The sequence below is a fragment of the Leeuwenhoekiella sp. MAR_2009_132 genome (assembly GCF_000687915.1).
GTDB lineage: Bacteria > Bacteroidota > Bacteroidia > Flavobacteriales > Flavobacteriaceae > Leeuwenhoekiella.
The window spans coordinates 105680-119988 of record NZ_JHZY01000004.1; the positions used below are offsets into that span (position 1 = coordinate 105680).

Annotated in this window: 20 protein-coding genes; 10 read left to right on the forward strand and 10 right to left on the reverse strand. The window is 31.8% G+C overall.

Annotated elements, in window-relative coordinates:
* The first annotated feature begins 55 nt into the window (after positions 1–55).
* A complete protein-coding gene (locus P164_RS08870) occupies positions 56–319 on the forward strand; it encodes a hypothetical protein (RefSeq protein ID WP_028376048.1) in 264 nt (87 codons plus the stop codon).
* A 133-nt stretch (positions 320–452) separates the two neighbouring features.
* Here the strand turns inward: P164_RS08870 and P164_RS08875 are convergent, their stop codons facing one another.
* From P164_RS08875 to P164_RS08910, 8 genes are all read right to left on the reverse strand, one after another.
* A complete protein-coding gene (locus P164_RS08875) occupies positions 453–1562 on the reverse strand; it encodes a hypothetical protein (protein WP_028376049.1) in 1110 nt (369 codons plus the stop codon).
* A gap of 11 nt (positions 1563–1573) precedes the next feature.
* Complete coding sequence (locus P164_RS08880; protein WP_028376050.1) at positions 1574–1843, reverse strand: hypothetical protein; 270 nt, start codon at positions 1841–1843, stop codon at positions 1574–1576.
* Positions 1844–2051: 208 nt separating this feature from the next.
* Entirely contained in the window at positions 2052–2399 is a 348-nt protein-coding gene (locus tag P164_RS08885; RefSeq protein ID WP_028376051.1) for a hypothetical protein, read from the reverse strand.
* Positions 2400–2468: 69 nt separating this feature from the next.
* Complete coding sequence (locus P164_RS18705) at positions 2469–2618, reverse strand: hypothetical protein (protein ID WP_159106024.1); 150 nt, start codon at positions 2616–2618, stop codon at positions 2469–2471.
* A gap of 15 nt (positions 2619–2633) precedes the next feature.
* On the reverse strand, positions 2634–2858 hold the full coding sequence (locus P164_RS08890; RefSeq protein ID WP_028376052.1) for a hypothetical protein: 225 nt from the start codon (positions 2856–2858) through the stop codon (positions 2634–2636).
* Between the two features lie 467 nt (positions 2859–3325).
* Positions 3326–3577 carry a hypothetical protein gene (locus P164_RS08900; protein WP_028376054.1) on the reverse strand — a complete coding sequence of 84 codons (252 nt, stop codon included), beginning with the start codon at positions 3575–3577 and terminating at the stop codon, positions 3326–3328.
* 69 nt (positions 3578–3646) lie between these two features.
* Positions 3647–4300, reverse strand: coding sequence for a heavy metal-binding domain-containing protein (locus P164_RS08905; protein WP_051621309.1), 654 nt, complete (start codon positions 4298–4300; stop codon positions 3647–3649).
* A gap of 96 nt (positions 4301–4396) precedes the next feature.
* Complete coding sequence (locus tag P164_RS08910) at positions 4397–5035, reverse strand: hypothetical protein (RefSeq protein ID WP_028376055.1); 639 nt, start codon at positions 5033–5035, stop codon at positions 4397–4399.
* A gap of 158 nt (positions 5036–5193) precedes the next feature.
* Between P164_RS08910 and P164_RS08915 the strand changes: the two genes are divergently transcribed.
* From P164_RS08915 to P164_RS08935, 5 genes are all read left to right on the forward strand, one after another.
* A complete protein-coding gene (locus tag P164_RS08915; RefSeq protein WP_117434313.1) occupies positions 5194–5625 on the forward strand; it encodes an IS30 family transposase in 432 nt (143 codons plus the stop codon).
* Positions 5626–5841: 216 nt separating this feature from the next.
* The gene (locus tag P164_RS08920) at positions 5842–7167 is read left to right on the forward strand and encodes an AAA family ATPase (RefSeq protein ID WP_028376056.1); all 1326 of its coding nucleotides are present in this window, start codon (positions 5842–5844) and stop codon (positions 7165–7167) included.
* The gene (locus P164_RS08925; RefSeq protein ID WP_028376057.1) at positions 7151–7591 is read left to right on the forward strand and encodes a hypothetical protein; all 441 of its coding nucleotides are present in this window, start codon (positions 7151–7153) and stop codon (positions 7589–7591) included. Before P164_RS08920 ends, P164_RS08925 begins: the two co-directional genes overlap by 17 nt.
* Positions 7592–7909: 318 nt before the next feature.
* Complete coding sequence (locus tag P164_RS08930) at positions 7910–9040, forward strand: hypothetical protein (protein WP_051621311.1); 1131 nt, start codon at positions 7910–7912, stop codon at positions 9038–9040.
* Between the two features lie 192 nt (positions 9041–9232).
* On the forward strand, positions 9233–10039 hold the full coding sequence (locus P164_RS08935) for a hypothetical protein (RefSeq protein ID WP_028376058.1): 807 nt from the start codon (positions 9233–9235) through the stop codon (positions 10037–10039).
* A gap of 202 nt (positions 10040–10241) precedes the next feature.
* Here P164_RS08935 and P164_RS08940 read toward each other — a convergent pair whose 3' ends face one another.
* Positions 10242–10478: a hypothetical protein gene (locus tag P164_RS08940; protein WP_028376059.1), complete on the reverse strand. Its 237-nt coding sequence runs from the start codon at positions 10476–10478 to the stop codon at positions 10242–10244.
* Positions 10479–10605: 127 nt separating this feature from the next.
* Positions 10606–11808, reverse strand: a complete 1203-nt coding sequence (locus tag P164_RS08945) for a site-specific integrase (RefSeq protein WP_028376060.1) — start codon at positions 11806–11808, stop codon at positions 10606–10608.
* Positions 11809–12054: 246 nt separating this feature from the next.
* On the opposite strand from P164_RS08945, the gene P164_RS08950 reads away from it, so the two are divergent.
* From P164_RS08950 to P164_RS08965, 4 genes are all read left to right on the forward strand, one after another.
* A complete protein-coding gene (locus P164_RS08950; protein ID WP_028376061.1) occupies positions 12055–12318 on the forward strand; it encodes a GIY-YIG nuclease family protein in 264 nt (87 codons plus the stop codon).
* A 99-nt stretch (positions 12319–12417) separates the two neighbouring features.
* Positions 12418–12660, forward strand: a complete 243-nt coding sequence (locus P164_RS08955; RefSeq protein ID WP_117434314.1) for a GIY-YIG nuclease family protein — start codon at positions 12418–12420, stop codon at positions 12658–12660.
* A 119-nt stretch (positions 12661–12779) separates the two neighbouring features.
* The gene (locus P164_RS08960) at positions 12780–13022 is read left to right on the forward strand and encodes a GIY-YIG nuclease family protein (RefSeq protein WP_028376063.1); all 243 of its coding nucleotides are present in this window, start codon (positions 12780–12782) and stop codon (positions 13020–13022) included.
* A gap of 160 nt (positions 13023–13182) precedes the next feature.
* Positions 13183–14262 (forward strand): mechanosensitive ion channel family protein, encoded by a 1080-nt coding sequence (locus tag P164_RS08965; protein ID WP_028376064.1) that lies wholly within the window; start codon positions 13183–13185, stop codon positions 14260–14262.
* Positions 14263–14309 lie beyond the last annotated feature (47 nt).

Consider the following 14309-nt stretch of genomic DNA (forward strand, 5'->3'; position numbering starts at 1 on the left):
TTATCTCGTTCGATCGAACGAGAAAATTCTTTATGTTTATAATTCCTTTGCTCGTATGGATAAGGATATTAATTCAGCTATATGTGAGTTTATAACAAAAGAATGGATAGATCCCTTTCTTTCCAAAGGTGGAACTCAAGTTGAATTTGCAGATCATCACAATATCTTAGAAAGTACTGTTCGCAAAATAAAAAGCAAGTCTAATTATCGTATCCCAGTAGAAACGTTATTCAAAATTTGTAAAGAAAAACGTTTAGATATCTCAGATTTCTTCAAAGCGGTAGAAAAAATGTTTCCCAATCTAAAAAGTCATAATTAAGTCAAAACAATATTAATTTCTTTTATCCTTAGTAATCAAATATTTCATATAACTCTACTATGTTGATCTGTTTAGTATTTGTGTAATTACAATGATAGTGAGTGACAGCAGTTGCTATGTGGACACTAGGTTATTATTTTTTTGAATCCCCTTTTATAACATATATTAAGTAGAAAGCAGTAAATGAACCTGGAATAGCAATATACCATGGTAATAAACCCACTATCCAAGTATACTGCAATAGTAATAATGACAATGCATAACCCGCACCATCACCAGAGCCTTTGTTTGCTAAATTGTTAAACCACGTAACTAATACTGAAGAAAAGGCAAATGTATTTAAGAAAAATAGTATTCTATAGAATATATCAATAGGTCCCACTAATGGCCATTCTTCAATAAATAAGAGAAAGATACTCAGAGCAAATAATGTCAAGAATAAAAGACCAGATGCTCTTTTTACCCGTTGTTTACGTGCCTCACTAAGGTTACTATCTTTATAAATATATGTAAGGTTAATATTTAATATTTTACTAAATGGAATACCTAATGCAGTACCTGGTATATCAACTAATTCTACTCCATTATTTTCTTTATTATTTCGAAAACGCTGTGCTTCTTTAAGAAATATAATATCAAGTTGGTTTGTAGCACTATCTATGAAATAGTCTAAAACGAAGCCTTTATATAATTTGGTTTCTGAGTCACTAATTTGAACTAAAACATCAACTTGAGATGCCCAAAACTTTTTAATTGATTGTCTATTAAAAGATGGGGCTCTTCCTTGTAAATAATAGTACCAGTAGTTATTAAATCTTAAAAAATTAAACATCCTATCAAATCCAAAGAATAGAACAATCTGACGAAGCAATTTGGCTAATAAAAAACAGTATATATAAAAAACTAAAAGACCGATGATAAATGTTGGATATACATCGGTCAAAGTTTCTTTAGACGGGAATTTGTTATCAGCTATTTGATTGAAAATAGATTGAAGATGTGAATAATTAAACTCTGTAAGTATTTTAAGCTTAAAGAAATCATCTATAAAATAGAGAATAATTACTGCACTAATTAAGGTAATTACACTGCTAAAGATTGTCCAAGCAATACGTTCAACTAAATTACCTTGTGAAAATTGTTTGTTGTGATCTCCTGAAAAGTATATTCTTCGAAAAATTAAACCTGGAAGAATAAAAACAGCAATATAAAATATTGTACTAAAAGCAATATTTAATTCCATATTGCTAAAGCTTAATCTATGCTAAGAGTAATGGTTTCTTCATTACTTAATTCTATTTCTAGAGCTTTTAAATCACTGTTCTTCATTTTATCAATAGCAGCAAAAATTCTTTTACGATCTGCTGTATTCTCCAAAAGCTTTTCAGCCTCTGGATCTATAATCGGATCATTATTGAATAGGTTTGTATTAAAACTATCAATAGCAAGATTTCTTATCTCTATTAATTTTTTAAGACCATATACCCATCTATTTGTTGTGTTCTCATTTATAGTACTAGACATATTAATAAAAATTTTGGGTTAATATTGATTCTTACTTATTGTATATGTGTGTCATAGATGTAACACAACTGTGACAAATTAAATACATTAAACTGTAAATATGCGTCTACTTAGTCATAAAAATGTAAAAAAGCTTACATATATGCATTTAATCGATAAAAAAGCCCCGCGGGTAGCGAGGATTTAAAGCTAAATTGTAATTGATATTCTATTCATTATCTTTTATAAAATAGATCTTTAAAACTCTATTAATTTCATCATTAAATTTTATCATATTCCTCAAATCTGTAATAACATAATCTTTAGAGAGGTGAATAATCGCATAGTATAACATTAAACTTTCCTTATCTATGGTCTCCAAATCAGGTTTTGTATTTATCAGATTATTTAGACGATCGTTTCTCTCAACCTTTAAATCCTCTAATTTATTTTCTAGTTTTTTCAGATTCTCTATGGTTATCCAAGGTCCATTTATAATTTGGTTATTTAAATTGATTAATTCTTTCATTAAATCATCTAGTTGCATTAAATCTTGATAAAATATCCCCTCTTTCATATCACTTATTTTTTGCTAATATATAAAAAGCCCCGCGGATGGCGAGGCTTAGCTCAGTAGTGTGATTTTTTAATGGGAAAGAAAGTCCCACATTTTATTAATAATCTTTTTATTCTCTGCGGCCTCGATGCGCTCCTCTTCTTCTGGAGTGATCTGGGCTTCTAGTAACCAACGGTCATAGGCGTTTGCATTAAGTAGGGATAGTTTTGAATTAGGCATTTAATACCTCCTTACCTAAATTTTGAGTTTAGTAAAGAACTGCATATTCTCTTCATGAGCAGCCATAAAACTGGTACGTACCTCGTGATCGTTTGCGAGATCGCTACGTAAAAAAGCCTCAAATAAAGTTTTGTGATACTCGCGCCAAAACTTGACGCCACCGCTATCTAAACGGATTAAATCTTTTAGAGCAGTTATAACCTGCTCATTGTTTTCTGTTTGTGATGTGTTATTGGACATAGCTTTATATTTAAATGCCCGCCATGACTGTCCAATAACATATCAATGAATATAGTACCACCGGATTGATTACCGGTGAGCCAATGGCCGGATTTGTTAAACTATTTCTTTGAAGTAATCATATTAATGTACATTTCATAGATATACAAAATTTCTAAATCAAAATACTGGGTAAAAATAAAGCCCTGTTGTGAGCAGGGCAATAGTATAATTGTACAAGTTGTAAATGTTGTTTTACCAATCATCTTTAGGTTTCTGACCCAAGAGCATTTTTTTAATGGTAAATAATTAGCCATTGAAATAATTCTCAATATCAGACTTAGATTCTTCTAGTCTGATCTCTCCTTTTTTATTGTAAATGGGATACCCCTGCCATATGCTACCAGAAAAAAATAAAGGGCGGCCGCCATTCTGTGCAGTCATTTTCAAATCTGTAATTTCAAAACGGACCCGACCACTTTTAAATCTCATTTCAATAAAGTACCTGCATCTATTGGTAATTTAATCCCGGCATTATTTGCCGTAGTTAGATTAAGCTTAAAAGTTTCGATCTTCAGATATTCTCCTTCGACTTTACCTTTATAAACTTCTTCAGGATCACGGTAATTCATTTCAACATACTTTACAGCGCGATTGTAAAATTCTTTAGCGTTAACCGTATCTGCCTCGATGACTAAAAAATCACCGTATTCATCAAATTCTAATCCATCTGGTGTCACTTTAATTTGAGCAAAGCACGCTGTGGTAAACAGTAAAAAGTAGAGTATTTTTTTTTTATAAGTTGATAATTAAACGGTTTTATAGGTTTTGAAATTTTTAAGAAATTCTAATCTATGTTTCTTTTTCTCTAAAGTTCCAAAACTCCTTTGTTGCAATTCACTAAAGCAAATTAAATCTACGTTTATTGCAGTCCCAGACATGCAAACAATTAACATCCCCTTACCTCCTCCAGCATCTGAATAATCTACATCAACTCCAATAATAGCATTACCTCCTAATTCATAGGTTTCATGTCTTATTTGAGCCATACATAGCTCCTCACCCGCTTTTAATTTGGCATTATGTCGAGATGATTGTTGTCCAAAAAAATCTGTGAAACTTGATGTGAATTCAGTTAATGCACCAGTTCCAGTTGTTGATTGCCCGGTAACCATTTGTAATATTCTATATTTCCAACATGGTAAATTCTGTATGGTTAAAATGGGAATGTTTTTAATTAGTTCCCTCAATTCTGATTTTAAAAGTTCAACCTCTTGCTTAAGCTTTTCTACTGATTGTTGATATAATGCTAGAGAACATTTTTCACAGTATCCTTTCTTTTTCTCTATTGAATATTCGTTTATAAGGTCCCTTTCATTATTCGTCAAAAGTTTGTTATTAGAATAGAAAGCTTTTTTTCTTAAATCTGCTTGGCAATTGGGGCATTCTGTAATTTCAGACATTATAATAATCGATTAGTGAGGTTCTAAAATAGCTAAAACTAAATAACTGTAAATGAGTAAATCTATACTGAAAATAGGGAATAAAGTAGTTTCATATTAATTGTTTAAAAAATGATCTTCATTTTGAAATAAAAACCTTCCAAAATGCTTTGTTAAATCCCTATTAGGATTACCAAATTGGTAAAATTTCATGTTTCCTAAAATTCCGAATTCCCCTGTTTGTATTTGAGTTCGTGAAAAGTTTTTTCTTATAAATCTAGGTAAACCCGTAAAAGCATCTATATAACTTATCTCTAAAAGCCAACTTAAATCTTGGCTATCAAATGGTTTATCCATTTTAAAATTAATTAAATGGGTCGATCTATTTAAATTTTTAGAGCCTTCGATATAACTTATAGAATAGGTGTTATATATATTAAAATTTTCTTCAAAAATATTATTATATGAATCAACAAACCGAACAGATTTAAGAACACATTTTATATCATATAATGGTCTAATCGACAAGTTTTTAATTTTGATCATCAGTACGTTACCAATTTCATCATCCTGGTTTACACCTATGACATTTGATATCTTAATTTTAGTGGTTTTGTAACGATCTGTGTACTTAGTGTAAAGATAAGAGGCTAAAAAACCGGAAATCAAACCAATTACAATATTGTTCAGAATGCTAATAAGTAGGGTAGAATTTTTAAGAATAAAGCATTTTAAATAACATATAATTTCTTCCATCGACATTTAATTAAAATACTAAAGTAAACAAATCTATCAACTTGAAAATGAGGAAATCTGTACTAAAAGAAGGAGAATAATGCGTATGGAGGTAAAAGACCATAAGAAGCCCCAATAGGGTGAGGCTTAAAAAAAGGGGTTAACCTAGACATGAACATATATATTTAAACAGACAAGCAAGGCTAAACAAGAAACTTATAAAGCTCCTACCCTATCAAAAATCACAACGCAGAAGGGCGTGTGCAAACACAAAAAGAAGCTCTAAAATCAAAGATCAAATCAGTATTGAGCAAAGACCCTTACACATTGAAAACAGGCAGGAAATAGGTAACTGGGAAGGTGATTTAGTGACTGGAAAAGGTCAGAAAAGTGCTATAGGAACCATCGTAGAAAGAAAATCAAGATATACCTGCATTGTAAAATTAAAAGATCGTAAATCAGCTATTGTAAGAAAGCAATTTGTAAAAGAATTCAAAGCTTTTGATAACCAGCTTACAAAGACCCTAACCTATGATAATGGTCTAGAAATAACCCTGCAAGGTACCATTACTAAACAGACTGGAATGCCTGTTTACTTTGCTCATCCTTAAGCCAAGTGGGAACGAGGAACAAACGAGAATACTAATGGCCTAATCAGAAGGTATTTTTCTAAAGGAACTGTTTTTCTAAGGTATCAGAACAACAACTCAAAAGAATCCAGATAGCACTTCATAACAGACCCAGAAAGATATCAAATTTCATTTTTTGCAATTTATTTGCATATTTTCATTTTTGTTATATCTTTGCACTAACAAAAACAAATAGAAATGATAATAGAATTTAGTGTAGAAAATTTCTTGTCTTTTAAAGATCTGACTACTCTCTCAATGGTAAAAGCCAAATCATTTAAAGAACATAACGAAACACATACTTTTCAAATAGATTCTAAATTAAGTTTACTTAAATCTGCAATTATTTATGGAAATAATGCTAGTGGAAAAAGTAACTTATTGGAAGCTATGGGATTTATGAAAGGAACAGTAATAAATTCTTTTCGTGATGCACTTATGGACAATAATGAAAGAAAATTTCCATTAGAAAAATTTATTTTAAGTTCTAAAAGCGAAAATGAATCCAGTTATTTCGAAATAGTATTTATTAATAACAATGTAAAATATAGATATGGATTTGAAATAGACGACAATAAAATTATTGCTGAATGGCTGTTTCATACAACTTCAAAAGAGGTTTATCTTTTTAAAAGAGATTTACAAGATATTAAAATAAACAAATCATCCTTTGAAGAAGCGTTAGGTAAAGAGACAGATGTAAAGGAAAATGTTTTATTTCTTTCGCTGTTAGCTACTTTAGGAAAAGAAACTTCATCTAGTATAGTTGAATGGTTTAAGAAATTTAATTTTGTTAATGGTATTCACGACAGAGGACATAAAAGGTATACAATAGATAAATTAAAATCGGACAAAAACTTTTTTAATTGGGTTCTTCACTTCATCAAATATCTAGAAATTTCAAGTTTATCAACAACTGAAGAAGATGTAAACGATATAGATTTGGAAGTTCTAAAGCAAAAAGAAAAGGACGAAGAAATAATAAATCTTTTAACTAGCATCCACAAAATACAATCTAAACAACCAAAGAGAGATCAACTTATTACTTATCATAGAAAATATGATGAAAACAATATTTTAGTTGATACTGTTCCGTTCAATTTTGATAAACAAGAATCAGAAGGAACAAAAAAACTATTGTATTTATTAGGACCTTGGTTCGATACATTACAAAATGGCAAAGTGCTTTTAGTTGATGAACTAGATTCAAGACTTCACAGCCATTTGACTTTGAGATTAATTGACTTTTTTCACAAGTTCAACACAAATCACGCTCAATTAATATGTGCTGTTCACGACATTTCACTTTTAAATAAAGAAACCTTTAGAAGAGACCAAATATGGTTTGTGGAGAAAAATCAATTTGGTGCATCTGAATTAGTTTCTTTAGGAGATTTTAAAACAGATAAAGTCCGTAATAAGTCTGCATTTGACAAAAATTACCTAGACGGCAAATATGGTGCTATCCCTTACTTTGACATTGATGAAAAATTAAATCAATTGCTTTATGGGAAAGGGAAATAAATTCAAATCAAGAAGTAAAGCTTCATTAAATAGGAAATCAAAAACACTAGAAACGAGAGACAATAAGAGGGAAACTTTTATTGTTTTAAGTTTTAGAGATTTCGACATTAATCAAGGTCAAGACTTTGAAGAATGGGAAGAAGCAAAACTTCTCGCTTTAATGATAAATAAATTGAGAGCTATCTGCCAAATCACGATGGCTCAAGCAACTGCTCAACAAATTATTAAACCATATACAAAAGTAGATTTTCCGCCAGAATCTGCTTTCACACATCCAAAGCACGTTCTACCCGACGTAACTTGGTGTACAATGCATATTCAAGGTAAGGAGTGTATAATTGGACATATTGAGGATAATATATTTCATATTGTGTTTTTAGATAAAGAACACGAATTTTGGAAAACGAAAAAAAAGAATACGTAGAAAAAACGAATGCCCAACAAAAAAACCGTTGCACAAGTCTAAAATTCTAAGAAAAAAGGGGGCTCCTAATTTTTAGGAACAGGTAATTTGTTGTTTTCTAATTGTATGGTATTATTGAAAACTACTATTAACTTGAAATTTGATTAAAAAAGAGGTTGTGCAACAGCCACAATGGCTATAAGTAATTGATTGTTATCGCCTCTTCTGAAAATCCTCGCGGATTTTCAGTTCGGTGTGTGCTTGCTAAGTTAAGTGCCAAACCACGCAACTACTCATAGCCGGAGACGTTGCCAGTAATCTAATAAAACCACCCAAAGTATGCCAAAAAGAGACCCTGAACTTACAGCAAGAAACAAATTAATTAAAGGGCTATCAGCGGAAATTAAAATTTTACTGCCAGATGTTTTGCACAAAACGAAATTTGATAACGTACATTCTCTAAATGGTAAAATCGGAGGAAAATTTGACCAATTTATCGATATAAAGAATGAACTAATTACTTCATCCGACCATTTTATAAGTTTATGGCTTCAAGGATATAAAGACGACTTGAAAAATCGTGGGTCTTATGCTGGAAATTCCAATTTATATGAAACATACCAACTTCTTCAAAAACATACAGTTTTCAAAGACTATCTATTCCTTTTTTTAAAGAGAGTTTATTTGAGAAACTTTGATGCTCTGTCGAAAAAAAGACCGACTATTGAAGATGCAGAAATATATATTGGTCAAAATAATGCTAACTATGGTGTATTAATTACACCAAGATTTGTAAATGGCGGATTTTGGGAAAACGATAAGAGCGAAATAAGGCATTTCAAAAACCAATATTGGTCAATTGGTCATATTTTGGAAACTGGTTTTGTAATACCAGGAAAAAATGACCGAATTACATTTAGAGATGTTACTGACTATCTGAACTTTTTTGTTAATGTCATAGTAAGAAATTCGGGTTCTAAATATGAAATGGAAATAGCTGAAATGTATCGGGATTATGTCTTAAATCATAGCAGACCTGAAAATATTCCCCTATTAATACCTGAATATCGTTATGAAGGTATTGACGTGGTGCATAAGTATCGTTTGGACTTTACTATAATTGAGCCAAATGACTTGAATAAAGTCGGATTTGAATTGTCACCGTGGTCAACACACGGACATTTGAAAGGAACTAAAGGAATGACTCAAAAAGCAATTAACGAAAAAGCAAGTCAGAACTTTAACAAAGAAATGAAGAAGCATAAATCCTATTTCAAAAAACACGGAATCTTTACTTTAATCTACACCGATGATGATTTAAAAGACACGTCTGAAATTTTTGAGGATATGAAAAAATACTTAGAGCCTAAGACTTCAAGTCAACAATTGAAAATTCATATATTTGATGACTTTTTTACGAATGACGTTACGAAATACACTACTGGCAACAAAGATGTATATATAAAATAGCGCGAGCATTTGTAAACACAGAGGTTCAGGTGCTTTTTCGAGATCGCCAAATTTTTAAATTTGGACATATTTACAAAGAAAAATAAACATAGAAATTTAAAAATTCGGCTTGTGTTAATCCGAAAGGTAACAGCTTATTTTCAGCGCGACTTACCTTACACAAACAAGTTGGGAGTAATTTGAAAAAACAAAATGTCAAAAGCATCAGAAAGAAATAAAAAAAGAAAAAAAGGTAAAGAAATATTACAAAGTATAAGTGACAATCCTTCTGAATATCTTATCATTCATTATTCTTGCGAAAGCTTTTTCAATTTGCCTCAAGGAAATACTTCAAGAATTACATCAATTGCAGTTCGTTCGGTAAAAAATGCCCAATCGCATTCCTTTTCTATTCATAAAATTGCTGAACTGACAGGTATACTTCCTAATCAAATTGATAAAAATTATAATGACTTAGAAAAAAAAATGTTAGATGAATATTTTGATTTTGTGAGAAAGTATCCAGAACATAAATGGATTCATATCAATATGAGAAATATTAATTTCGGATTCGAAGCAATAAAACATAGATACAGAGTACTCGGAGGTGAACCAGTATCTATAAATGATAACCTGAAAATTGATTTAGCGCGACTACTAATTGATATTTATGGAAAACAATATTCTCCACATCCACGAATGGAATCTCTTTATAAATTAAATAAAATTACAATGGCGAGTTTTTTAAAAGGTGAAGAAGAAGCGGCGGCTTTTAACAATGGAGAATACGTTTCCTTACATCAGTCGACATTAAGGAAAGTTGATAATATGCATAATGTAATCTCACTTTCAGTAGAAAATGATTTGAAGACTAAAAGCACAATTTTTCAAGTGTATGGTATTACTCCTGCTGGATTATTTTATGCTGCTAAAGAAAATTGGATAGTTGCAACATTAATGTTTATCGCAGCTACGTTTATCGCAGCAATAATTAGCATTGGAATTAAGAATTTCAGTTGATAATGATGTAATAAACTACCCCCAATAGAGTAGACGGATCCGCCCCTAAATAGGAACGGACTGCGCCTCTCACACCACAGCACGTACGTGTCTCGTATACGGCGGTTCGTTAAATCAAAACTATACTTTAAGCTAGTACTCCAGCATTCCTGTTTTTACATAAAGCGACCTCATAAATCAAATGATAATTTGTTGGACTGTATTAATTTAAAATACCTTCTATATCTATTTCAACCGAATATCTTCCCAATTCATATACAAGCTGAAACGTAGTTTTACATTGGAATCTTTTACGTAATTCCTGAAGCTTTTTATCAATACTACTCTCTGAATTAGGCTTTTGACCAAAATGCTGTAAAAGCTTTCTCACCTGCCTAACAGTAGCTCCTTGTGCCAAGCCGCTAATTATATAAGTTTCATAATCCGTAAGTGTTTTCATAATCACCTTCTGCTTTCAAAGTTGAATTCAAACCGCTAAAACAATTTGATTGAAATCGTCTAAATTGATTTATAACTAAATTAAATATAAGCTATTCCAAACTTAGATTACTATCGGAATGTTCCTGTCAAAAATTCACAACATTATCTAATGCATCATCTACATCATCTTGCATAAAATTAGACTGATACATAATTGTTGTAGTCACTGATGAATGCCGGTATAATTTCTGCAACATTTGAATGGGGATTTTACTTCCAGAAATGTTACCGAAACTGTGACGAGCGATATGCATACTCAGACTTTTAGAAATTCCTAGATGCTCGGCAATCTTTTTTAAATGACGATTGAAGGTGCGGGTGACCGTTTTAATTCGTGTACGGAGAATTTTAGCATCTTTAGGATCTACAAAACGTAACTCCTGAAATAAAAAATCATCCTCAGCCAAACCTTTATAATATTCTAGTATAGGTTTTGCCTTCTCAGGGATTTTCAGAGATACTAACTTTTGGTTTTTTCCCATACGGTAGCGTAACCTATTATCTATAAAATCAGACCACTTCAATTGCAATACATCCCCTACTCGTATTCCGGCGAAGTAAAAACTGATTAACCATATATTCAATGCGTGTTGTTGGGATGAAGTTAAGTCTTTAGCGTTTTCTAAAAGTTTCACTTCTTCAACGTTGAGACCTATTTTATCTGACTCAAGGAATTTAATGGTATATCCACCTCTCCCAAATGGATAATGATTGCGTTCTGCCCACTTCTCCCCTATTGCAATATTATAAATGGTTCTTATGGCAATCATATAGTTTACTGTAGTGCGATGTGCTAAACCAATCTCATTTTTCAGATAGGCTTCAAAACGTTTTAAAAGGTCTACAGTTATTTCATTGAAATGTAATTTGTCTGATTTAGCAAAAGCTTTAAACTTTTCCATTCTACTTTTTACCACATCTCGTTGATGAAACTGCCCCCGCTCTTCAAGCCGTCGCAACTGAATCTTTACCGCACTAAAAAAATCAAACCGATCCTTTTTCACAATATTGGTTTTAATAGTTGAGACAGATTGGTATTCTTTCTCGGACTCTGCATTTAAGAGCCGCTTATTTGCTTCACTCAACTTTGATAGAATAAGCTGGTTAATGTAAATCGCATCAGGATGTGACTTCCTTACTAAACCCTTTTTGGCGTTCCATTGCATTTTATCTATATATTGACCTATAAAAATGAAAGAAGTTTTTCTGTCTTTTGTAATTCTGATGGCGATTGGGTACAACAATCTAGCATTTGGTTTGTTTCTAAGTACTGTTTGAATAGAAGCCATAATCTAAAAATTAGACCATTAAATTACTAAATTTTAGGTACAACATAGGTACAACAAATTGCCATTTTCCTTGATATCAAATGATATTATGTAAAATAGAATTTTATTTAACTAATTGATTTTGAGTGTTTTTGATGTAATTTATAGTGCGATTTTGAATTTTCATAACCCGGAGGTCGGGGGATCGTGCCCCCCTCTCGCTACTAAAGGCTTCGCAGCAATGTGAAGCCTTTTTTATTTTTAATTATGTCTGCACACGTTGTCTATATTTTATATTCTAAAGAGTTTAAGAAAAACTACACTGGAGTTACTACAGATCTAATATCTAGATTTAAATCGCATAATGAATTAGCAAATAAGGGATGGACTAAAGCCTACAGACCGTGGATGGTTATTCATATAGAGGTTTTTAATTCTAAAAAAGAAGCACTTAAAATGGAAAAATTCTTTAAATCTGGGCAAGGTCGTGTTGCGAAAGCTAAAATTATAGATACTTTTTTGAACAAATAGTTTGGAGGTATCATATCCGCCAGAGGCGGACAGGGGATCGTGCCCCCCTCTCGCTACTAAAGGCTTCGCAGCAATGTGAAGCCTTTTTTATTTTTAATTATGTCTGAACACGTTGTCTATATTTTATATTCTAAAGAGTTTAAGAAAAACTACACTGGAGTTACTACAGATCTAATATCTAGATTTAAATCGCATAATGAATTAGCAAATAAGGGATGGACAAAAGCCTACAGACCGTGGATGGTTATTCATATAGAGGTTTTTAATTCTAAAAAAAAGCACTTAAAAGGGAAAAATTCTTTAAATCTGGGCAAGGTCGTGTTGCAAAAGCTAAAATTATAGATACTTTTTTAAACAAATAGTTAGGAGGTTTCATATCCGCCAGAGGCGGACGGGGGATCGTGCCCCCCTCTCGCTACTAAAGGCTTCGCAGCAATGTGAAGCCTTTTTTATTTTTAATTATGTCTGAACACGTTGTCTATGTTTTATATTCTAAAGAGTTTAAGAAAAACTACACTGGAGATACTACAGATCTAATATCTAGATTTAAATCGCATAATGAATTAGCAAACAAGGGATGGACTAAAGCCTGCAGACCGTGGATGGTTATTCATATAGAGGTTTTTAATTCTAAAAAAGAAGCACTTAAAATGGAAAAATTCTTTAAATCTGGGCAAGGTCGTGTTGAAAAAGCTATAGCTTAATGTTTTTTTCAATAATCGTGTTTTAAATATGAATTGATTTTAATTGTTTCCGCAGAAATTAATTAACCTTAATTTTGAAAATTGAACACTATCTGAAAAATTTATGGTCTTTGGCAATTGTCTGAAAACCTGCTATCCTCCTATTTTCAATATTTACAGTATGACTGAATTCTGGACAAACCATAAAGAAGCTATTATCTATGCTGCCATTGTTATAACCATTGTATTAATACTTCGGTTTTTAACTAAAAAACTACACCACTGGTTAGAAAAGCGTACACAAATTAAATATCCTAATGACGCACCTTCCAATATTCATCTTGCCCAAAAAATTCTCAACGCTCTTTGGTTAGTTTTAGGAATTATGGCGCTGGGGTTTATATTTATTGATGAAGAACAATATAAAACCGCCAGAGAAAACTTCTACATCGTTCTCTATTTAGGCATTGTAGCTGTTTTAACACTCTTCGCCGCATCGCTTGTGCAAACGTGGTTTAAAAGAAGTATTAAACACAGAGTTGCTAATAATGAAGATACCACCAGTTATAAATTTTTACGATACATAGCGATTTTTGCTGTTTATTTTCTAGGTGGTATACTTATGCTTATAGCATTTAAATCTATGCGTAGCTTCGCAGCTACCGCCTTAGGTGGTGCCGGTATCGTTGCTGTAGTGGCAGGTGTAGCATCACAAGAAGCATTGTCTAACCTCGTAGGCGGTCTTTTTATTATATTTTTTAAACCATTTAAACTTGGCGATATAATTAAAGTTGATGAATCTATGGTGGGTACAGTTACAGATATTACACTTAGACATACGATCATACGCAATTATGAAAATAAAATGATTGTAATACCCAATGCTATTATTAATAAGGAAAAACTTATTAATTATGACTTAGGTACTCATATTTGTTGCCAATGGATAGAGGTTGGCATCTCATATGATAGTGATATTGATCTTGCCAAACGTATTATGCGCGAAGAGTGCGAAGACCATCCTAATTTAATTGATCACCGTAGCGAACTCGAGAAATATAATGAAGAAAATAAAGTTGTTGTTCGTGTTATAGCTTTGGGTGACTCTTCTGTTACAATACGTGCCTGGGCCTGGGCCAGTAATTATAATCAGGCATTTTCTATGAAATGTGATTTGTATGAAAGCATTAAAAAACGATTTGACAAGGAAGGTATAGAAATCCCATTTCCTCACAGAACTCTTATTTTTAAAGAAAACTAATTAGAAGTACTTAAAGCTAAAGCTCAAAATACAAACCAGGTTAGCGT